The sequence below is a fragment of the Bacteroidales bacterium genome (assembly GCA_021157585.1).
In the GTDB taxonomy this organism is placed as follows: Bacteria; Bacteroidota; Bacteroidia; order Bacteroidales; family UBA12170; genus UBA12170.
In genome coordinates this window covers 1-22,006 of record JAGGWH010000055.1, presented here as the reverse complement: position 1 = coordinate 22,006, position 22,006 = coordinate 1, and the positions used below count along the sequence as shown (strand labels likewise).

Here is a 22,006-nt window from a genome sequence, read left to right as displayed (position 1 = left end):
AAACTTTCCAGCATATGATTGTTTCTGTATGGCGTTTCGATAAATAGTTGAGTTTGATCTTCTTTGTAAACTCTATTTTCAAGTGCTTTGATGCGTTTGTTACGTTCTGCTTGTTCTCGAGGCAGATAACCGACAAAAGCAAAATTTTGTCCATTAAAGCCTGAAGCCATTAAGCCCATTAAAATAGAAGAAGGGCCTACTAAGGGAACGACTTTAATATCTTGATTTTGGGCGATTGAAACAATGTCAGCACCGGGATCGGCAACACAAGGAACACCGGCATCGGAAAGTAAACCAATGTTCTTTCCTTGTTTAATAGCTTTTAGATAATCGCTTATTTCGTTGGTATTTGTATGCTCGTTAAGAACAAAAAATTCAAGCTTATCGATATTTCCACTATGCCCTGATTTGCTTAAAAATCGGCGAGCTGTACGTAAATCTTCAACAATAAAAGTGTCTATGCTTTTGATTATACTAAAATTCCCTTGGGGAAGAATCGTATTTAAATCTTCCGAGCCTAAGGTGTTGGGAATAAGATATAGTTTTCCTTTGTTAGCCATTTTACCAGTCTACAGCTTTTCGGGCGATAGGCATAGTCATACAACGTGCTCCACCGCCACCACGAGCTAATTCAGAACCTTCAATCGTGATAACATATTTCTCGTAATCACTAAGTTTTATGTTATTATTAATTACATCTTGAGCTTTTAAAATATCAAAGCCGTGTTTATTCAATTCATTGATAGTATGTACATTGCGTCCATACCCAATAATTTTTCCGGGGGCAACAGCAAAAAAGTTAGTGCCACTATGCCATTGTTCACGTTCCATCGAAAACTCATCTACTGATCCTCCACAAACAATAGGCTCTAAATCCATTCCTAAAGTTTTAAGACCGACTAAAATATTATCGATATTTTTTATGCTTTCAACTTTTCCACCATCAATGGTAATATGTATAGTTTGATATCTGTTTGCTTGAAGAATTACAGGCTCGTAAACCATACATTTGTCTTTGTCCAAGAAAGTAAATGCCATATCTAAATGAATAAAAGACTCCGGCGAATGTGGTAATTCTTGAACAATAATATGACGACGTTCTTTAGTGTTTTTAAGGCATTCAATAACGAAATCTATTCCTTGTGAAGTTGTTCTAGGTCCAAGTCCAATAACAAGTATGTCTTCTCGCGCAACAAGGACATCGCCACCTTCTATGGTAATATTATCTGTTCTGCCGGAGAAGCTTAAAGGGTTTACTGTTTTTGTATTAAAAAGGGGATGAAAGTCGAAAATATTTTCCATAATTAAAGACTCACGATCGCGTACTTTACTAGCCATCTTTGCAATAAGAACTTTATTATTTACTGTCATAGAAGCATCACGAGTAAAGAAGAAATTGTGAAGAGGCTTTAAGCTAAAGCGATCGGGATCAAGAAAGCGAGTGAGGTTGTTTTTAACCATTTCGCCACCTTCAATTAATTGTCGTGCAAGCTCTTTGTTGTCCATTTTAGTAAGATACGGTTCGTAAGCTTCAAGATGTTCGTTACGAACAATACGATGTATCATACTTTCACGTACTTTATCGTTTTTCAGAATGTCAAATAATAGATCTTTGACTTGAAAAGTAGAGGTAAGTTTGTCGAGTACCTGATGTAGCTGACTATATTCTTTTGATGCTATGTTAAGATTCAGAATATCAGAGTATAAGGCGCGCTCGGCATTTTGAGGTGTCATTTTTTCAACCTCACTACCGGGAGTATGTAGGATAACGGCTTCTAATTTTCCTATTTCCGTAGATACCTGAACATTAATTTTATTTTCCATTTCTAAAAGATTTTGCACAAAAATAGGAAAAGGAAATGGATTTAAAGCTTGATAGACATTGACATTAAATATATTTTACCACGAAGACAAAAGGCACTAAGAAAAATAAGGTTTAGGTAATATATAAATCTCTGTGTTTCTGTGCCTCTGTGGTTAAATAATTTAAGATCATTTGCTTTTTTCAGCTGTAATTTTAGCAATATTCACAATTACATCAGTTGCTATTTGCATGGCTTCAGTCGCTATAAACTCATAACGACCGTGGAAGTTGTGTCCACCAGCAAAAATATTTGGACAAGGTAATCCTTTATAAGATAATTGAGCGCCATCTGTTCCGCCTCTGATTGCGTGAATAATTGGTTTTATCCCTGCTTGTTTCATCGCCTCTTCAGCAATATCAATAATATGCATAACTGGTTCTATCTGTTCGCGCATATTGAAATATTGGTTCTTTATTTCCACTTCAACTATGTTACTACCTAATTTTTTATTTAGATCATCTACTGCTTTTTGAAAGAGGATTTTTCTGTTTTTAAACGATTCTTTGTCGTGATCTCTGATAATATATTGAAGCTCTGTTTTTTCAATATCTCCTTTTATATCATGCAGATGGAAGAAACCTTCAAAACCTTCTGTTTCTTGTGGAATTTCATTTTTGGGTAAAGACGAAATAAATTCATTTGCAAGAAGTATGGAATTAATCATTTTTCCTTTGGCATAGCCGGGATGAACAGATGTTCCGTTAAAAATAACTTTTGCTCCGGCAGCATTAAAATTTTCGTATTCTAATTCTCCAACCTGACTGCCATCCATAGTGTATGCCCATTCGGCTCCAAATTTATCAACATCAAATAGATGTGCTCCTTTACCCACTTCTTCATCGGGAGTAAAGCCAATTCTAATTTTTCCATGCTTTATTTCAGGATGATTTATTAAATATTCCATTGCTGAAACAATTTCAGCGATTCCGGCTTTATCATCTGCTCCTAAGAGGGTTGTGCCATCTGTAGTAATTAGTGTTTGTCCTTTATAAAGCAATAAGTCCTCAAAATAACTTGGCGATAATATTATGTTTTCTTCTTTGTTTAAAACAATATCTTTTCCATTATAATTAGGATGAAATTGTGGTTTTACATTGGTTCCCGAATAATCGGGACTGGTATCGATATGGGCAATAAATCCAATTGTAGGTACTTTATAATTTACATTTGATGGTAGAGTTGCCATTAGGTAACAATTGTCGTCTAAGCTAATCTCTTCGAGTCCAATTTCTTTTAATTCTTCAACTAAAAGATGAGCTAAATCCCATTGTTTTTCTGTACTTGGAAAAGCTGGGTTTTTGGGATCTGATTGTGTGTCTATTTTGATGTATTTAACGAATCGATCTATAATATTTTGCATTGCTGTAGTTTTGTTATTTTCTTTGTGTTTCTGCTGCGTCTTTGCGTGATATTTTTCTCGCTAAGGTTTAATTGATAAATGTTTTTATTTTTATGCATCGTTGTAAATAAATTTTCCTAAGCTACTTTCTATAGTGAGCTTTTTGGTGGTTGAATTTTCTACACGACCAATAATTTGTGCGTCGACATTAAAAGAGCGAGAAATTTGTATTAAATGTTCTGCAATTTTTTCCGGTACATAAATTTCCATCCGATGGCCCATATTAAAGACTTTGTACATTTCTTTCCAATCGGTTCCCGACTGCTCTTGAATAAGCTTAAACAAAGGCGGAACGTCGAATAAATTGTCTTTAATAATATGCAGATTATCAATAAAGTGTAAGATTTTTGTTTGAGCACCTCCGCTGCAATGTATCATTCCGTGAATCTTAGAGCGGTATTGATCTAAAATAGATTTTATAATTGGAGCATAAGTTCGGGTAGGAGAGAGAACGAGTTTTCCGGCATTTACACCTTCAATTTCTGTAGCATCTGTTAGTTTCATATTTCCGGAATACACTAAATCATCGGGCACTTGAGCATCATAACTTTCAGGATATTTTTTTGCTAAATAATGTGCAAAAACATCGTGGCGGGCAGAGGTGAGTCCATTACTTCCCATACCGCCATTATATTCTGTTTCGTAGTTAGCTTGACCAAAACTCGAGAGTCCGACAATTATATCACCTGCTTGAATATTGGCATTATCAATCACTTCCTTACGCTTCATACGAGCCGTTACTGTAGAATCAACAATGATGGTTTGAACTAAATCACCTACATCGGCAGTTTCTCCTCCGGTAGAATAAATGGAGATTCCCAGATTGCGTAGTTGTGCTAATATTTCTTCTGTTCCTTGAATAATGGCTTTAATTATTTCTCCCGGAATCCTGTTTTTATTACGTCCAATGGTAGATGAAAGTAAAATATTTTCGGTAGCTCCAACACAAATCAGATCATCGAGATTCATAACAATAGCATCTTGTGCTATTCCTTTCCATACGGATAAATCACCCGTTTCTTTCCAATACATATAAGCCAAAGATGATTTTGTGCCGGCTCCATCGGCATGCATTAGCGTACAATAATCATTATCATTAGATAAAATATCGGGGATAATTTTGCAGAATGCTTTTGGAAATAATCCTTTATCTATGTTTTTAATGGCTTCATGAACATCTTTTTTTGATGCCGAAACTCCTCGCTGGTTATATTTTAAAGAATCGCTCATTTATTTGAAGATCAGGATTTTATTGGTTTTTGTATCGAATTCGGGTTTTCCAAAACGGTTTAATGTTTCGGTATTAATAATGAATGGATAGAGCGAATTGTGCCAAACCCAAACCTGAACATTTTTGATTTTCTTATTTCCAATAGATAATTCACGGATATTGATAAGTGTTTTGTGAGCTATGGTTCCAACTTGGATAAGACTTTCGGCATCACCTTCAAAATCGTCTTTGGAAATAATACCATCTTCTAATAATTTTAAGGCAAATTCAACACTGAAGGTATTAAGTTTGGTGAGGGGCGTATAAATAAGCCTAATAGGGAAATCGTTAGTTTTTGCTGCCATCTCCCAAAGGTCATTATCAATTAAATCTACTTGGATGGCGTTTTCCATTCCTGCATCTACCAAGGCAATACTTTTGATTGTATCTTGTTTGCTGTAATCGATAGTTTCGTAATTTCTTCTTAAAACGCGGAACTCAATTCTTCGGTTGAGTTCGTTGGCTACAGCTTTTTTATCATCTTGAAGATGTTTTATATACTCTTCGTTTAGCACCGTTCCTTCATCAAATGTAAATCCTTTTTTGTTGATAGTTTTTTCAAGTGTTCTGGGTGAACGTTCGCCATAACCTTTGGCTACCAATCGGCCGGGATCAATACCGCGGTCAATTAAGTAATCTACAACCGATTCTGCACGCTTCTGACTTAAAATATCGTTTTGCTCGGCATTGCCTTGTGCATCGGTATGGGCTCCAAGTTCGATAACAATATCGGGATTTGCATCTAAAGTACCTATTAAGCCACGAAGAGAATCTTCATATATTGGTTTTAAATCCCACTTAGCTAAATCGAAAAGAATTTCGGGTAGAAGTATGGGTCTTTCAGGTATACGTTTTAGCTTAACGACTTCTTCAAAAGTTTTGCTGTGTTCCAACCCCTTTGTAGATTCATTTATTTTTTGTGTAAAATAATTTTCTTTTTCAAAGCTTAATTCGTAGTCTTTTCTTTTTTGTACAATAGAAGAAGGAAAGCTAAATTGACCTTTAGAATTGGTTTTGCTTTTGTATGTATTTTTTGAATTATCGCTAAGTAAAACTTCCAAGTCTTTAATAGGTTGAAGACTATAATCATCTATCACTGTTCCTTTAATTGCATATTCTATCGGAGGTAAACTAAAAGAGTAAATATCTTCTTTTCCTCTGCCGCCTTTACGACTGGAAGAGAAAAAACCGCTTTCAAATTCATTTGGATTGAATGTTATTCCAAAATCATCGGAAAATGTATTTATTGGAACACCCATATTTACAATTTCGGAAGCTGCTGTATCACCTTTAATTGTTACTCTATATATATCTAATCCACCCATCCCAATATGACCATTAGATGCAAAATAAAGAAGAGTGTCGTTGCGTAGAAAGGGAAATAGCTCTTCTCCCGAGGTATTTATTAGTCCTCCTAAATTATGGGCACGCATAAATTTATCGCTATCTTTTTTACGGTGAGCTATATATAAATCTTGTCCTCCCAATCCGTTAGAGAAATCAGCAGAAAAAATTATGGTACGTTCATCGTTTGAAAGTGTTGGGTGTCCAATGGAGTTAGTGCTATCACCACCTAAGAAAACCATTTTAGGTTCTCCCCAAAGTCGCCCCGATCGTTTAACCTTCATTATGGCACAACCGCTGGCAGTAGTCTCTGATTGGAAGCAGCGTGTGAAATACATAGTATTAAAACGGTCGTTTAAAGTAGCCTGCCCCTCATTAGCCGAAGTATTTATAGTTTCGGTGTCATCAATAGTTTCTGGTGTTGTCCAAACGCCTTTACTATCAATCCGGCTAGAGTATAAATCACTAAAATCCATGCCTGTCCAGCCGTCTTTTGCCTTTCCGGTAGCTTCTTCGCGTGTGGTGGTATAAATTATACTTTGATAATTTTTGTCGAAATATGCCGGTGAGAATTCGCTATAACGTGTGTTTATCTTACGGATATTTTCAATAGTATAGTCTATTGGATTTTCTGTCCATTCTTTAATCTTATCTATAGATTTCAACCCAATTAAAGCTCGAGGATCGTTGGGGACAAGTAGGAGGTAGGCTTCAAACTGTTTCTTTGCTTCTTCATAATTTGCAAGACCTAATAAAATACGAGCGTATTCTAATTGAAGTTCCGGTTTTTGATGGTGAGCTTTTGATCTGATTAAGCGAGAGTAATATGATTTTGCACGGCGTAAATCATTCATCATCAAATAGGACTTTGCTATTTGCATATTTACTCGCGCTTTTTCAAGTCGGTTTTTCTTAAGTTTTTTGTATCCTTTTAGGTATTTTTGAACGGCTTCGGTATAACGTTCATTAGCAAAAGCTTCGTCTGCTATTTTAATATTTCTATTTTGTGCAATAAGGAAAGTAGTGGTAAGGAGAAAGATTAGGCTTAAAAATAATGAGCGATGATTTAGCATGGCGTTATGTTTCTTTTTAAACCATTAATTTTCTTATTTATTGTCTGTTGTTTTGGTATTGGGAGCAGAAGTCGTGTCTTTAACAGGAGATGCACTTTTAGCATTAGAGCTTGCGGTAGTTTTTTTTGTGTGGGGAGATGACTTTTGCATAATATCCTCATCTATATTAATCTCGCGTTTGATATCGTCTGTTGCTTTGCGAATGTAACGCATTGTTTTGCCAAATTTCCTAGCTATATCAGGCATTTTCTCCGGTCCAAGAACAATAAAGATAAGAAGTGCAATTATGGCTATTTCACCACCGCTAATATTAAAGAAAAGAAGTACAGAAGGCATCATTATTCTTTTGTTTTATGCAAAAATAAAAAAAGTCCCGACATTAGTGACGGGACTTCCATTTATAGTTATTGATTAAGCTATTTTTTTTTCTTTATTTTAACAGGAGGCTCGATATCTTTTTTACCGCCACCAAGTAAGTCGTAGGCAATTGGACTAGCAGTAAACAGTGATGAATACGTTCCAACAAAAACTCCGACTAATAAAGCAAAAGTAAAGCCTCTGATAATTTCACCACCAAAAATAAATACAGTGAATAACACAACAAGAGTTGTTCCTGAGGTATTTAATGTTCGAGGTAATGTGCTATTCAGAGCATTATTCATATTATCTTTTAAGCTTGTTTTCTTATGTAAACCCGTATTTTCACGAATACGGTCAAAGATAATTACTGTATCGTTTATAGAGTATCCGATAATTGTAAGGATAGCAGCAATAAAGGCTTGGTCAATTTCCATACTAAAGGGTAAAAAGCCATATAGAATGGAGAATAAACCCAAAGTAATAATTGAATCGTGGAATAGAGCTACAACACCACCAACACCGTATTGCCATTTTTTAAATCTAACGGTAATGTATCCTAAGATAATTATCAATGAGAAAATAATGGCGAGGAAAGCACCTCGGATAATTTCATCGACAATAGTTGGTCCAACTTTTTGTAAACTTAAGATACCAAGCAATTGTTCGGTATTACTCGTATCTCCGGAAAACTGTGCATAGCTTAGCTCTTCATTATAAAATGGTTTTAAAGCTTTGTATAATTTATTCTGAATAATTTCGTCTACATTATCACTATTATCATCAATCATAAATTTAGTGGTAACTTTTACCTGACGGTCAGGTCCGAAAGTTTTCACTTCTGGTGCTGAATTAAATGCTCCGGTTAATGCTTCTCTAATATCGGTAGTGTTTACACTTTCGTCGAAACGAATAATGTAAGAACGTCCACCGGAAAAATCAACGCCAAAGCTTAAGCCTCTGGTTGCTAAAGACCCAACTCCCAAAAGGAAGATAACAGCTGAAATAGCATATGCAATTTTTCGTTTACCAATAAAGTCAAAATTAGCATTTGCTAAGAAATTCTCAGTTTTCTTATTGCTAAATTTAACGGCTTTATTTTCATCTAATAATTTGGAGAAGATAAGTCGTGTAATTAAAATAGAAGAGAATAGGGAGGCAAATATACCAATGATTAGAGTTGTTGCAAAACCTTGGATAGGACCGCTACCGAATATATACAGAACTGTAGCTGTTAATAAAGTAGTAACGTTACCATCAATAATAGCCGAATAAGCATTTTTGTAACCATCGGTAATGGCTAAGCGAATACCTTTTCCTAATCTGACCTCTTCTTTAATACGCTCAAAAATAATTACGTTCGCATCAACAGCCATACCCAATGTTAATACAATACCTGCTATTCCTGAAAGTGTTAGGACAGCTCCTAAAGATGCTAAAACACCAAAAATGAATAAGATATTGGTTAATAAAGCAAGATCGGCTACCCAACCGGCACGGTTGTAGTATAGCAACATATATGCAAGAACTAAGAAAAAAGCGATAACAAATGACCATAAACCGGCACTTATAGCTTCTTTTCCAAGACTTGGTCCAACTACTTCTTCCTGAACAATACGTGCAGGGGCAGGTAATTTACCAGCTTTAAGAATATTGGCAATATCTAAAGCTTCTTCAACTGTCATTCCGCCACCGGTAATAGAAGAACGCCCTCCGGCAATTTCGCTATTAACATTAGGGTAAGAATAAACATAATCATCTAAAACAATAGCAATCTGACGACCAACATTGTCGCCTGTTAATCTTTTCCATGCTTGAGCACCTTCGCTGTTCATTGCCATTGAAACTTCAACTTGTCCTGTTGGGCTATAGTCTTGAGAAGCATCAACAATAACATCGCCGCCTAAAGCAGGTTGTCCATCGCGTGAGCTTACTTTGATAGCAACTAATTCGTGAACGTCTGATCCTTTTTCAATTGGGTTGATTGTCCAAAATAGGCGTAAATTACTTGGAAAAACAGTTTTAACTTGTTTTAATAATGCGTTTATGCGAGCAGTATCTTTAATGGACGCAAATCCAACTCTGGCAGTTTTTGCAGGATATGATTGTCCGGAAGCATCTTTAACCAATGAAGGTTGTAGTACAGCCCAAAGGGGGTTTGCTTTTAAGTAATTATCATAAGCAGCAGCTTGATCTGTTTCAGGGTTTTTCTGTACTTGTTCAAGTAAATTGGAAGCCGTAGTATCTACAGTAGTTTTTGTTGTAGTTTCCGTTTCTTTTATTTCTCCTGTTTCGGAAGTATTAATTTCTTTTAGTTTGTTAAGCTCAGCGAGTTTTGTATTAGCTTCAGAGAAATAGTTGATTACTTCAGGGAAAGTAAAAGTTTCCCAAAACTCTAATTTAGCAGTTCCTTGTAGAAGTTTACGAACACGTTCAGGATCTTTAATCCCCGGAAGTTCAACCAAAATACGGCCTTTAGTCGCTAGTTGCTGAATGTTAGGTTGAGCAACACCAAAGCGGTTAATACGAGTATTTAAAATGTTGAAAGTACGGTCGATAGCACCGTCAATTTCGCCTTTCAGAACTTTAATAATCTCTGCGTTTGTTGAGTTGTAACTTACTTTATCCTTTAAATCTATTGTGCTGAAAACGCTAGCGAGACTGAAGTTAGGATCAACTTCGTTAATAGATTCTTCGAATAAATCAATAAAAGCAACATCAGTACTTTTTTGTTTTTCTATAGCTATTTGAACCGCTTTGTTAAAAGTAGCATTTTTGCTATTACCGGAAAGTGCTTTGATGATATCGGGAACTGAAATCTCAAGCGTAACGTTCATGCCTCCTTTAAGGTCAAGGCCAAGATTGATTTCTCTTTCTTTAACTTCTTTAAACGTATATTTTCTAATTCCTATGTTATAAACTACTTCGTTTTGAATAGAGTCTAAATAAAATTTTTCTCTTTGTTTTGAAATAGAATCATAAATGTAACCTTCTTTCAGATTATTTCCTTTTGCAATTACTTTTGAAAGCTCTGTAACTTGAGCTGAGTTTGCGTATTCGTATGCATCTTTTTCAACACTTTTAGCAAAGTAAGTATAGCTAAGTTGAAAAAGGCAAACAAGTGCAAAGGCAATGGCAAAAAATCGTATAGCACCCTTGTTCTGCATGTGTTTCTATTATTTGTTTTTTTATAAAATTTACAGTTTGCAAAAGTAGGATAAAATTTTAATCTATTATAACAAATTGTCAAAAGATTTGGTTAGTATAGATAAGTAATAATTTGTTTAAAAATGAATAGAATTTATAAAAGAGACATATTGATAAAATTCTGAATGTCAGAGAAATCAAAAAAAATATTTTTTATATTTTTAGTTTGACTTTAAGCGGATTTTGGATTATGCTTTGTAAAATAGCCATTTCCAAAGCTCTTTGTAGCCAATCTTTTTACCGTACATTAAGATGCCGGTACGGTATATTTTAGCCGCTATCCAAGTGGTAAAAACAAAGCCGATAATTAGTAAGGTAGCAGAAGTAAATATTTCCCAATAAGGAACCCCGAAAGGAATTCTAAGCATCATAATTATAGGTGATGTAAGTGGAAACATAGACATCCAAAAAGCTATTGGTCCATTTGGGTCATTTATTATTAATTGAGCCATTACAATACTTAATATCAGTGGAATAGTAATGGGCATCATAAACTGATGAGTGTCGGCTTCACTATCGACAGCAGATCCGACAGCAGCAAAAAGAGCAGCATATAATAGGTATCCTCCCAGAAAATAAAAAAGGAAAGAGCCTAAAATAATGGTGTAATCAATAGATGTAAGGGCATCTATAAGAAAGCCTATATTCTCATTGGAAGTTTGTGTTTCGGTTATTTTTGTTTCTGTCGGTGAATCAGGGAACATCCCTTGACTTGTTTCTATTAGTTGAGTGTTTTGAAAGGTTTTTAACTCATCCTGATAGGCATATTGAAAGCCGAAAACAAGAGTAGAGGTGAGTATTACCCATAGCATAAATTGAGTAAATCCAACTAAAGCTATACCAAGTATTTTCCCCATCATTAGTTGAAATGGTTTTACGCTGGATATTATTACTTCAATAATGCGGCTGGTTTTTTCTTCTATAACACCACGCATTACTTGAGCTCCGAATAAAAAGATAAAAAAGTATATTAGTATAGCTGAGAACATTCCTAATGCCATACTTATTTCGGTAGAAGTTTTTTCTTCTTTTCCGCTTCCATCAACTTTTATAGAACTTATAAATACATTGGTTTTTATAGACAGAAGAGTTTCAGGATTTATTCCTCGAGCAGCTAACTTTTGAGCTTCTATTTCTTTTTTCATTACTCCCTTGATGTAATTTTTCACATCTAAACTAGCCTGTTTTTCGCTGTATATTATTGCTGTATTAGGGATATGTAAATCGGGTTTAGGGATGAATAGTAAGGCATAGTTGCCCATTTTATTTAGGTTTTCTTTGGCTGCTTTTAGTTGGGGGACAGCTTGAATAAATTGCATATTTTCATCACCGGTGAATTTATCAAAGAAAACCCCGGTTTCATCTAATACACTGATTACTTTTGTTTCTTTAGATAAATTGGAAAGATAAATTGGTATTATCCATATGGAAGCCATTAAAAGCGGACCGAGGAATGTGAGCACTATAAAAGAGCGTTTTTTAACTCTAGTCAGGTATTCGCGTTGTATTATTAGGCTAATTTTGCTCATTTTATTTTACTTTATGGAAGCATTTACATTTTGAATAAAAATCTCGTCCATACTCGGAAGAATCTCTTTTAATCCTAAGACTTCAAAGTTGGTCATTAAAAACTTTATCAAATCGTTGGGTTTGTTTCCCTTATCAATTTTAAATTTTGTTTTATTTGAGCCATTGGAATTACTATTATCTAAGATGCTTAAAAAGGAGGGGAGATTATTTTTCATCTGCTCCATATTTCCTAACCATTCTACTTCGTAAATGTTGGCTTTAAATTTATTTTTAATGCTATTTACTTCTCCTTCAAGAATAGTTTTTGATTGATCTATTAAACAGATATGGTCACAAATTTCTTCGACCGAAGCCATATTATGAGTGGAAAAGATAATGCTTGCTCCTTGTTCTTTTAGATTTAAAATCTCTTGTTTAAGAAGATGTACATTGATAGGATCGAAACCGCTAAAAGGTTCGTCAAAAATAAGAAGTTTTGGTTTGTGAATAATGGTAACAATAAATTGAATTTTTTGCTGCATTCCTTTAGAAAGCTCTTCTACTTTTTTGTTCCACCAGTCGCTTATTTCAAATTTTTCAAACCAAATTTTTAATTCGTGAATAGCAGCCGAGCGGCTTAATCCTTTGAGCTGTGCTAAATAAATGGCTTGTTCCCCAACTTTCATCTTTTTGTATAAACCTCTTTCTTCAGGTAGATAGCCAATACGATAAATATCATTAGCGTGGAGTTTGTTTCCTTCAAAATAAAGCTCGCCTTCGTCAGGCCCGATTATTTGATTAATAATCCTTATCAGAGTGGTTTTTCCTGCACCGTTGGGGCCAAGTAATCCAAATATCGATTGTTCGGGAACAGTAATGCTAACTCCATCAAGAGCTGTATGTGCTGCGTATCGTTTAACTATATTTTTAGCTTCAAAAAGCATATTCTTAATTTTTAGCAAATATAAGGAAGCTATGATATTCTTTGAAGTCGAATTGTTAAATTTTCAAAAAGCGTGTTCATATAGTCTCAGACAAGAAACTCTTGGGCACAAAAAAAGGGTAAGCTACTTGTATCGCACCGCTACAACCTCATACCCTTGCTACGTTCCCGTCCTGGGGGAGTTCTGAGGGAGCTGGTCGTACAAGACTTACCCCGTGCAAAAGTACAAATGTTTTCGATTTGTCAAAGACAATACAGTAAAATTTATAATTGATTTTTTCTGTTTGTATTTAGTTTGATTTTACTCCCTGATTTTGAGCTTGGAAACTAAAAATGTGTATTTTTGCGCTTTAAAAATTAGGATTAAAATGAGTGATTTACCTCAAGATAATATTACACACGATGGCCTTATTAGTCATATGACCAAGGATGTGATTACTGTAATGATTATTTCTAAAGCAAGTTGTGCTTCTTGTTCGGTAAAAGGAGCCTGCTCGGCTTCGGATGTAGAAGAGAAGAATGTGGATGTTAAACGTGCTTTAAACGATAATTATAATGTTGGCGATAAAGTTGTAGTGATGATGGATCAATCCTTGGGGACTTGGGCGGTAATGTTTGGTTATGTTTTCCCGTTTTTGGTTTTGTTAATAGGTCTTATTGTCTTTACTCAACTGTTGGATAATGAGGGTATTGCGGGATTGTTATCGCTTTTGCTATTAATACCGTATTATACTATTCTTTATCTTTCGCGTAAGCAGATGGAAAAAACTTTCCAGTTTAAGATTATTGGATAATTAGTTCAGCTTTAGTTTTTTGTAGAAAATGAGACTATCGCTTGAGTTTTCCTTCTGATAAAGAATATTTACAATATCTTTTAAAATAAAATCAGGTCGTAGATTACCGGTTTCCCAGAAGTCATTGCCTCCCATAACTCTTGTTCTGTTGGTATTTGAGTAGATATTATTTTCTTTTACCGATTTCAAAATGCTATATTTTTCTTGATTGATATAATTGATATCCGCCGTATTTTGTCCGAAAGTGGTAAACCAAAAGTCTGCATTAATACCCTTTTCTAATATTATTTCAACATCTAAAGCTAAACTTCCTGATTTATCGTTTTTCTTCCAAAGGTATTCTGCTCCGGCATCGGCATAAAGTTGTGCAATATAACTTTGTCCGCCTGCTACATACCAAACTCCATTATACTCTTCGCCATGTAAAATTTTGGGTTTTGACTTATTTTTACTTTGCTCTTTTTTGATTGCCAAGTAATTGGTTTCAACCAATTTAAAGAGAGAGTCTGCTTCTTTTTCTTTATCAAAAAGTAAAGCGATAGCTTTAATCCACTCCGCTCTACCTAAAGGTTTTGTTTCCATCCACTCAATCATAAAAAGAGGAGGAATACCCATTTTAATAAGTAGTTGATAATCTGAATTAATATTGTTCCATCCGCTTGTAATTACTATATCGGGTTGTAGTAAAAGAATACGTTCTTTGTTTATTTGAACTTGATTGCTCGTTTGAATAAGTTCTTTACGTTCTAATTTTTCTGAATATTTACTTTCATAAAAAAAACGAGGATCAGTAATCCCTTTTACATATTTATCTAGATTCAGAGCTTTTAAAGAAGCTGTTTGGGCTGCGGTGTGTAGAGCAATTGTTTTTGGTGTTTGTTTAAAATAGAAAGTTAATTCGTTACCAATTACTTTTGGTTTTATACTATCTTTTAAAACATAATATGTTGCATAAGTCTTATAATCATCCCAAGGATTAAGAATACTGAGTTTTTTATAGTGCTCGGTATTTTCCAAAGTAAATCCCTTGGCGTATTTAACACCTGAAGCTTTTGTCTTATTGCTTTCTTTCTCTTGTTTAGCGGTGCAAGAGCTAAGAAATATGAGAATGAAGTAGAGAAACCACTTATTTTTCAATTTTACTTTTTTTTTGATTATTCAAACTATTTCTTTTTAGTGACTCAGTGCCTCTGTGGTTTTGTTTTACCACTAAGACACGAAGTCACAAAGTATTTTAATCTAAATTATTTTCTTGCTTTTCAAAACATTGAATTTTTCTTAGTGTCTCAGTGCCTCTGTGGTTTTGTTTTACCACTAAGACACGAAGTCACAAAGTATTTTAGCTTAATTTTTTTTATTTTTCAAGATTCTGAGTTTTTCTTAGCGTCTCAGTGCCTCTGTGGTCTTTTTTTACCACTAAGACACGAAGTCACAAAGTATTTTAGCTTATTTTTTTTATCTTTCAAGATTCTGAGTTTTTCTTAGCGTCTCAGTGCCTCTGTGATCTTTTTTTACCACGAAGACACAAAGTTTTTTTATCTGAATTATTTATCTCGTTTTAATGATGATCCATTTGGTGCAATTCCAACAAGGTAATTTCCTAATTCAGAACCCGATTCGTTAAAACGGTAAAGTTTTCCTCTTTCGGTAAAGTTTAAAGCTTCGTAGCCAAAAATAACACCATCTTCAGGGTTGATATCAAAACCATAAAATGATTTGTTTATTAGTTGTGTCTCGGCAAATGTAGCGTCATTAATATCTATTGTATAAATACCATTAAACCCAAATCCTGCTCCTATATACAGTAAATTACCATTTGGATTTATGGCTAATTTACTAGGATGTTGTTCTGCAAATAATGATACTTCTTTTATAATGGCATTTGTAGAAGGATTGATTTGAATTAGTTTTGAAGGATTATGTCCAATAGGGGTCCAGTTCGCATCATATAAAGCACTTCCTGAGCATAATACCCATAAGTTTTCGTCTTTATCTACTACCATAGATTTTGGATTTGCTCCAACTTCAATTGTCTGTAAAACAGTTTTATTTGTAGGATCAATAACACTTACAGTATTATCAAAACCCCAACCACCGCTATTGGCAACAAAAAGTTTATCCTCAAGTAAAACCATTGCCTCCGGACCTAATCCTGTTGCAACAGAATCGGTAACTGTCAAGGTGTTTACATCAATAATATATACCTTTCCATCGGCACCCCAGGTTCCCCAAGCAGAAGCGTAGGCCGTATTTTCATTACCGATAGCATAACGTACTTGAGTTAATTCTTGGATTACACCCATTTCTACAAAACTCTTGGCATCAACCACTTCAATCTTATTAGAATTATTGACCTGAATAAAAACATAATCGCCAATTTTATTTACGGATTGAACGACATCACCTAAACTTCTGCTGTTTTCGAGCTGAAATATTTCATTTGTAACAGAGTCGGTATCAGGGCTGTAATAACTAATTGATCCGTTTCCGGCACCAAAGGTACCTTCATTGCTAATTAATACTCCAGCACCATATTTTCCGTAATCGGGAGTGTCTTCGGTTTTAGTACAGCTCACAAATAAGAGCGAGAATACAAATAAATAAATAATGTTTTTAAGTTTCATTTTGTGTGATTTAATTAAAATTATAGTGAATACTGATTTGATAATTTCTTCCGGGCAAAGCATAGTTTTCCATACTTTGATATTCTTGATTGAATACATTATTCAAGCGAAAGCTTAGCCCCCAGTTTTGCTTATCCTTTTTGAATGAGCTACTTAAAATAATATTTGTTAAAGGGTAGGCATCCAACCATTTGGTATTATCAGCAATGGTATAGCGTTTACCTACATACTGCTGTTCAATTGATATATTACTGAGTTTGCGTTGAATAATAAATAATGCTTTTGCTTGATGTTTTGGCGTATAAATAAGTTGCTTTTTTAAAATTGCATCAGTCTCGTTATCTGCTTCTTTCTCCAATGTTGATGGATTAAAAGAATAGTGAAATTCAAGATTTATTTTTAATTCGTGAATAACTCTACTGAGTTTAATGTCTGTCTCAATTCCTCTCGACCAAACTTCTTTCTGATTGACTGGAGACCAAATTCTTTCTGTCGGAATCCATAAGATGAGGTTTTTTATATAGCTGCTGAAAGCGGATAAACTAAGACTGAAATAGATCTTGTCAGATGTTTTTTGGAAAGAAGCACCAATATCTTGCGCCCAAGCCGATTCTGGTAATAGATCGGGATTGCCTTGTGCAAATCCACCTTGCCAGAATAAGTCGTTAAAAGTGGGTTGACGATAATTGCGCGATACTTTCCCCGATAATTGAAAGTGCTTTCCTAACTCATAAGTAAAGCCGAGAGCAGGAGTAGGCTGACTCCAGTTATTATCTATTAGCTCTTGCCGGATGCTGCTCGAGAGATGTAGCGTTTTATTAAAATTCCAAATTTTGTAGCTAAGTAAAAATGCTAAATTATTTCTATGCCTTATTTGTGCGTAATTATCAGATTCTCCCCAGTCTATCCTTTCGTGTACTCCAAAATTTAATAAATGATTTGTCTTGATTTTATAATTAATTTCTGTTTCAATAATAGCACTTTTGGATAGGTGTTCTGCATAAATATCGCTTAGAGAATCGTCATAAATTAGTTTGGAACTTAATAAACCCACTCGAGTCATTAAATCGTATTTAGGTTTGGAAAATGTGTAATCTGAAGAAAAACGTAAGCCCTCATCGCTTTGCAGCTGTTTGCTTATAAGCGTAGTCATATTTGGTGGCAGTTCGCGTGTGGACTTTTGAATCCATAAATGGGTGTTTATCTGTTGATTATCCGCAAGTAGAAACCGGCTGTCCTGACTAATTCCAAAATATTCTACTGCTGCGTTTGTTTGTGTCATTTTGGGATGCCCGAATTGCTGTGTATTTACAAAAGGGAAATCATTTTGGGCTTGGCGATAGAAAATGCGCAAAGAAGTAGCCGCCTTTTTTCCTCCTTTTTGAATGGATGCTTGTCCAAAATAACTTTCAAAGCTCCCCATACCAACATTTACAGACGTTTTTAATCCCGTTTGGAACTGTGCCTTACTTTGCATTAATATGGCTCCACCTATGGCTCCGCTTCCATAAAGTGCACCTGATCCTCCGTATTGTACTTCAATCTCATCAATGGCTTGCAATGGGATGAGCTCCAGATTAGTGCCTCCATTCAGAGGATCCTGTAAATTGATACCATTCCATAAAATTGCTGTATGAGCAGATGAAGTGCCACGTAAACTGATGCTGGTATTGCCACTGATGCCATAGGATTTGAGGTATAAAGTCGTGAGGCTATTCAAGGCCTCGGCAACCGTACTGGCAACGTGATTGGCTTTTGAAGAAGAATCTATTTTTTGCTGTTTGCTTCCTTCGGAGAATTGTTCAAATCGGTAAGAGTTAATGCTGATCTCATGCAGTAACACAGACGTATCGTACGATTCGTACGAATCCTGCGCAATAGCCGCTGTCACGAATAAACAGATAAACAAACCGGTCAATTTCCTTTTTAGCATTATTGATATTTAAAAAAATAAATAATCAACAACATCTATTGCTAAAAAACGGGATTACAAAGGGTAAAATGATTTTCATCAAGCTACTTATTGCCTTTTCACCGAAAGCATTAAATATTGTATCAAATGGCAGGTCTTCTGACTTATCCCGGTTTTAAGCGTCCTTCCCATCCGTCAGCTGACGGACAGTGGTAATTGGGTGCTAAAACCATCATCCGTCATCTGACGGATCGGGCATTACAGCAGCGGGAACTGTTCAGGATTCTCACCTGATTCCCTTTTAAAAGGTAACGTGAAAATGATACCTTTACCATTTCAGGCAAAGATAATAATTAATTGATTCAAGAATTATTTGTTTGAAAAATTATAATAATATTATATCTAATTCCCTTACAAAGCACATGGTATCAGGAGGTTTTTATAAGGATTTGATTTTGTTTAATATTTTAATCGTGTATTGCGAAAAAAAATATTCGATTCTGTAAATTTTCATTTGCAAAGTTCTAAAATTTTATATCTTTGCACCGCTAAAAACAACGGTTATTATCAATATTGATACATAATCATTGAAATTGGTCCGTTCGTCTAGGGGTTAGGACGCCAGGTTTTCATCCTGGTAACAGGGGTTCGATTCCCCTACGGACTACAGCAAAGTTCTAAAACATAATATTGGTCCGTTCGTCTAGGGGTTAGGACGCCAGGTTTTCATCCTGGTAACAGGGGTTCGATTCCCCTACGGACTACTTTCAAAAGCTCATCCACCACTGGTAGATGAGCTTTTTTTATATCCTTCCTTTTTATTTTCTTTGATTCAACTATCTTTGTGAAAAGGATTTTTTATGTTTGTCATACTTGGCTTATCGGATAGTAAACCTGAAATAACAAAGAGTACAGAATATATCAACTGCCCAAATTGCAATAATCAACGATTTTGGAATTTGATTCACGAGCGTACGAATTTCTCATTGTTTTTTCTTCCTGTTTTTCCTGTGAAAGACAAGTATTATTTGGCTTGTCCCATTTGCAATTATGCTAAACCGCTTTCTAAAAACGAATATATCGAACGAATAAATAAAATTTATGGCAACTAGACGAAATTTTTTAAATAAACTTGGATTAGGATCAGCAGCATTATTGGCAGCTCCCAAACTATTTGCAAGTCAGTCTGATGAAAAAGGGCTGAATAAAACCAATAATCCTCCTCCAATAGTAATTTCCACTTGGAGTCACGGTATTGAAGCCAATGCGGATGCCATAAAAGTTTTAGATGCTGATGGAAGCGCTTTGAATGCTGTAGAAAAAGGTGTTCACGTGGTAGAGGCTGATGCCAACAACCATTCGGTAGGAATTGGAGGTTATCCTGATGCCAGCGGTAAAGTAACATTAGATGCTTCTATAATGGATCATCTGGGAAATGCTGGAGCGGTTTGCTATTTGGAAGATATTGTTCATCCCATTTCAGTAGCTCGAAAAGTTATGGAAGAAACACCTCATGTGATGCTTTCTGGAGCTGGAGCTCTTGAATTTGCCGTGAAACAAGGTTTTGATCGCCACGAATTACTCACCCCTGAAATGGAAAAGCTTTGGCGCAAATGGACTGAAACAGCAGAGTATAAACCTGAGGTGAATTTTGAAAATCACGATACAATAGGTCTATTGGCTTTAGATAAGAACAAACATTTAGCAGGCGCTTGTACTACTAGTGGTATGGCTTATAAATTGCCCGGTAGAGTAGGCGATAGTCCAATTATTGGTGCTGGTTTATTTGTTGATGGAGAAGTAGGTGCAGCAACAGCAACGGGAATGGGAGAGTTGATGATGAAAACTGTAGGCTCTTTTTTAATTGTGGAGTTGATGCGAAATGGACATTCTGCTCAAGAAGCCTGTGAAATAGCCATCAAGCGGATTTGGGATCGCTATAGCGATGATCAGGACAGCAAGTTTTTTCAAGTGGGCTACCTTGCACTAAGCAAAGATGGTGATATTGGAGCCTATTCCATTTTACCCGGATTTCAATATGCTTTAGCAGTTAATGGTGAGAATAAATTAATAGATTCCGATTGTTTAATAAAACAATAGTATGAGAAAAGTTAGTCTGCTTTTTTTAATCGTAATTATCTTAATTGTTGCATCATCTTGTAGAAATAAATTTAATTCCGAAACAGAATATAGTATTATTCCTTTGCCATATAGCCTCAGAGAAGGTTCACAAACTTTTGTTGTAAATGGAGAAACGCGGATATTAATAAGTGGAGACGATATTGCAAGTAGTGCCAAACTTTTGCAGGAATATGTTTTGTCACTTGCTGATATAAAACTAGAAATAGTTAGTCAAGATGAAACCAAAAGTATGCAAAATGTAATCTTGCTGTCTACCATAAGTCAGGAAAAGCGTTTGGGAGCTGAAGGCTATAGAATGCAGGTGGATAGAGATAAAGTCTTAATAACAGCTAACGATATTGATGGTGTTTTTTATGGTATTCAAACCCTTTATCAATTATTTGATTTGCAGCGTTTAAACGATAAATCTGGAAGCTTAATAATCCCTGCCATTCAGGTTTGGGACAAACCACGATTTTCTTATAGAGGAATGCATTTAGATGTAGCTCGTCACTTTTTTGATGTGGAGTTTGTTAAACATTATCTCGATTTGATGGCTTATTATAAATTCAATACTTTTCATTGGCATTTAACGGAGGATCAAGGCTGGAGGATTGAAATTAAAAAATATCCAAAACTTACTGAAATTGGTGCTTGGCGTACCGAAAAAGATGGCAGTCGTTATGGTGGTTTTTATACCCAAGAAGAAATTAAAGAGGTGGTGGCTTATGCTAAAAAGTTGCATATTACCATTATTCCTGAAATTGAAATGCCAGGACATAGTCGTGCTGCTTTAGCTGCTTATCCTGAACTCTCTTGCACTGGTGAGCTGCAAGATGTACCCAATAATTGGGGTGTTTTTAAAGATATTTATTGTGCCGGAAATGATAAAACTTTTGAATTTATTGAAAATGTTTTGGATGAGGTTATCGATTTATTCCCAGGTTCTTATATTCATATTGGTGGCGATGAAGCTCCAAAAGACCGTTGGGAGGAGTGTGCGAAATGCCAAGCCAGAATGCAAAAAGAAGGTCTGGAAAATGAACACGAATTGCAAAGCTATTTTATCAAACGAATTGATAAATACCTGAGTTCAAAAGGAAAAAAATTATTAGGCTGGGATGAGATTTTAGAAGGTGGTTTAGCCAAGAATGCTACGGTAATGTCGTGGCGAGGAATGGAGGGTGGAATTGATGCTGCTCGTCAGGGAAACCATGTGGTTATGACTCCGGGAACTCATTGCTATTTTGATCATTATCAAGCGGATAAGGATTTTGAACCCAAAGCCATTGGTGGATATACTTCTTTGAAGAAAGTCTATGACTTTGAGCCTGTTCCTGAAGATTTGTTCACGGAGCAAAAAGATTTGATTTTAGGCGCTCAAGGAAATGTGTGGACAGAATATATGGAAACTACAGATTATGTGGAATATATGATTTTACCTCGAATGCTTGCGCTTTCGGAAGTGTTGTGGGGAAAGAAAGATGCTAAAAATTGGTCTGCTTTTCAAGAACGACTTCAAGATCATTTTAAGCTTTTTGATAAAAAAGGATATCGCTATTCCAAAGGGACTTATCGCCTTAGTTTT

Annotated in this window: 16 protein-coding genes, 2 tRNA genes, 1 other RNA gene and 1 riboswitch; of the genes, 6 read left to right on the top strand and 13 right to left on the bottom strand. The window is 35.3% G+C overall.

All coding sequences use genetic code 11. The annotated features are described in order from the left end of the window. The 10 genes from J7K39_03515 to ffs all read right to left on the bottom strand — a co-directional run. The coding region (locus tag J7K39_03515; protein MCD6178950.1) for an SAM-dependent methyltransferase at nucleotides 1–560 on the bottom strand (560 nt) is incomplete at its 3' end. Between the two features lies 1 nt (nucleotide 561). Then, a complete protein-coding gene (locus tag J7K39_03510) occupies nucleotides 562–1,824 on the bottom strand; it encodes an arginine deiminase (GenBank protein MCD6178949.1) in 1,263 nt (420 codons plus the stop codon). A gap of 168 nt (nucleotides 1,825–1,992) precedes the next feature. Further along, nucleotides 1,993–3,225: a peptidase T gene (gene pepT / locus J7K39_03505; protein ID MCD6178948.1), complete on the bottom strand. Its 1,233-nt coding sequence runs from the start codon at nucleotides 3,223–3,225 to the stop codon at nucleotides 1,993–1,995. A gap of 90 nt (nucleotides 3,226–3,315) precedes the next feature. Next, nucleotides 3,316–4,494 carry a phosphoribosylformylglycinamidine cyclo-ligase gene (locus tag J7K39_03500; protein MCD6178947.1) on the bottom strand — a complete coding sequence of 393 codons (1,179 nt, stop codon included), beginning with the start codon at nucleotides 4,492–4,494 and terminating at the stop codon, nucleotides 3,316–3,318. Beyond that, nucleotides 4,495–6,951 (bottom strand): OmpA family protein, encoded by a 2,457-nt coding sequence (locus J7K39_03495; GenBank protein MCD6178946.1) that lies wholly within the window; start codon nucleotides 6,949–6,951, stop codon nucleotides 4,495–4,497. It abuts the gene before it with no gap. A 33-nt stretch (nucleotides 6,952–6,984) separates the two neighbouring features. After that, complete coding sequence (locus tag J7K39_03490; GenBank protein MCD6178945.1) at nucleotides 6,985–7,290, bottom strand: twin-arginine translocase TatA/TatE family subunit; 306 nt, start codon at nucleotides 7,288–7,290, stop codon at nucleotides 6,985–6,987. Between the two features lie 77 nt (nucleotides 7,291–7,367). Then, nucleotides 7,368–10,475 carry a protein translocase subunit SecDF gene (secDF, locus tag J7K39_03485; protein MCD6178944.1) on the bottom strand — a complete coding sequence of 1,036 codons (3,108 nt, stop codon included), beginning with the start codon at nucleotides 10,473–10,475 and terminating at the stop codon, nucleotides 7,368–7,370. Between the two features lie 228 nt (nucleotides 10,476–10,703). After that, the gene (locus J7K39_03480) at nucleotides 10,704–12,044 is read right to left on the bottom strand and encodes an ABC transporter permease (protein MCD6178943.1); all 1,341 of its coding nucleotides are present in this window, start codon (nucleotides 12,042–12,044) and stop codon (nucleotides 10,704–10,706) included. Nucleotides 12,045–12,050: 6 nt separating this feature from the next. Beyond that, nucleotides 12,051–12,968 (bottom strand): ATP-binding cassette domain-containing protein, encoded by a 918-nt coding sequence (locus J7K39_03475; GenBank protein ID MCD6178942.1) that lies wholly within the window; start codon nucleotides 12,966–12,968, stop codon nucleotides 12,051–12,053. A gap of 113 nt (nucleotides 12,969–13,081) precedes the next feature. After that, an RNA gene (gene ffs / locus J7K39_03470) (signal recognition particle sRNA small type) lies at nucleotides 13,082–13,181 on the bottom strand. Between the two features lie 154 nt (nucleotides 13,182–13,335). Here ffs and J7K39_03465 point away from each other — a divergent pair. Further along, nucleotides 13,336–13,761 carry a SoxR reducing system RseC family protein gene (locus tag J7K39_03465; GenBank protein MCD6178941.1) on the top strand — a complete coding sequence of 142 codons (426 nt, stop codon included), beginning with the start codon at nucleotides 13,336–13,338 and terminating at the stop codon, nucleotides 13,759–13,761. On the opposite strand, the gene J7K39_03460 is transcribed toward J7K39_03465, so the two are convergent. From J7K39_03460 to J7K39_03450, 3 genes are all read right to left on the bottom strand, one after another. After that, nucleotides 13,762–14,898, bottom strand: coding sequence for an ABC transporter substrate-binding protein (locus J7K39_03460; GenBank protein ID MCD6178940.1), 1,137 nt, complete (start codon nucleotides 14,896–14,898; stop codon nucleotides 13,762–13,764). It lies immediately after the preceding gene. 407 nt (nucleotides 14,899–15,305) lie between these two features. Next, the gene (locus J7K39_03455) at nucleotides 15,306–16,385 is read right to left on the bottom strand and encodes a hypothetical protein (GenBank protein ID MCD6178939.1); all 1,080 of its coding nucleotides are present in this window, start codon (nucleotides 16,383–16,385) and stop codon (nucleotides 15,306–15,308) included. A gap of 10 nt (nucleotides 16,386–16,395) precedes the next feature. Continuing rightward, on the bottom strand, nucleotides 16,396–18,318 hold the full coding sequence (locus J7K39_03450) for a TonB-dependent receptor (GenBank protein ID MCD6178938.1): 1,923 nt from the start codon (nucleotides 18,316–18,318) through the stop codon (nucleotides 16,396–16,398). A 110-nt stretch (nucleotides 18,319–18,428) separates the two neighbouring features. Then, nucleotides 18,429–18,648, bottom strand: a riboswitch (cobalamin riboswitch). A 244-nt stretch (nucleotides 18,649–18,892) separates the two neighbouring features. On the opposite strand from J7K39_03450, the gene J7K39_03445 reads away from it, so the two are divergent. The 5 genes from J7K39_03445 to J7K39_03425 form a co-directional block, all read left to right on the top strand. Further along, nucleotides 18,893–18,964: transfer RNA gene (locus J7K39_03445), tRNA-Glu, on the top strand. Nucleotides 18,965–18,989: 25 nt separating this feature from the next. After that, a tRNA-Glu gene (locus J7K39_03440) sits at nucleotides 18,990–19,061 on the top strand. Nucleotides 19,062–19,157: 96 nt separating this feature from the next. Further along, nucleotides 19,158–19,409, top strand: a complete 252-nt coding sequence (locus J7K39_03435; protein ID MCD6178937.1) for a zinc-ribbon domain-containing protein — start codon at nucleotides 19,158–19,160, stop codon at nucleotides 19,407–19,409. After that, a complete protein-coding gene (locus tag J7K39_03430; GenBank protein ID MCD6178936.1) occupies nucleotides 19,399–20,397 on the top strand; it encodes a N(4)-(beta-N-acetylglucosaminyl)-L-asparaginase in 999 nt (332 codons plus the stop codon). Before J7K39_03435 ends, J7K39_03430 begins: the two co-directional genes overlap by 11 nt. 1 nt (nucleotide 20,398) lies before the next feature. Then, nucleotides 20,399–22,006 (top strand): beta-N-acetylhexosaminidase (locus J7K39_03425; protein MCD6178935.1); only part of this gene is annotated, 1,608 nt, incomplete at its 3' end.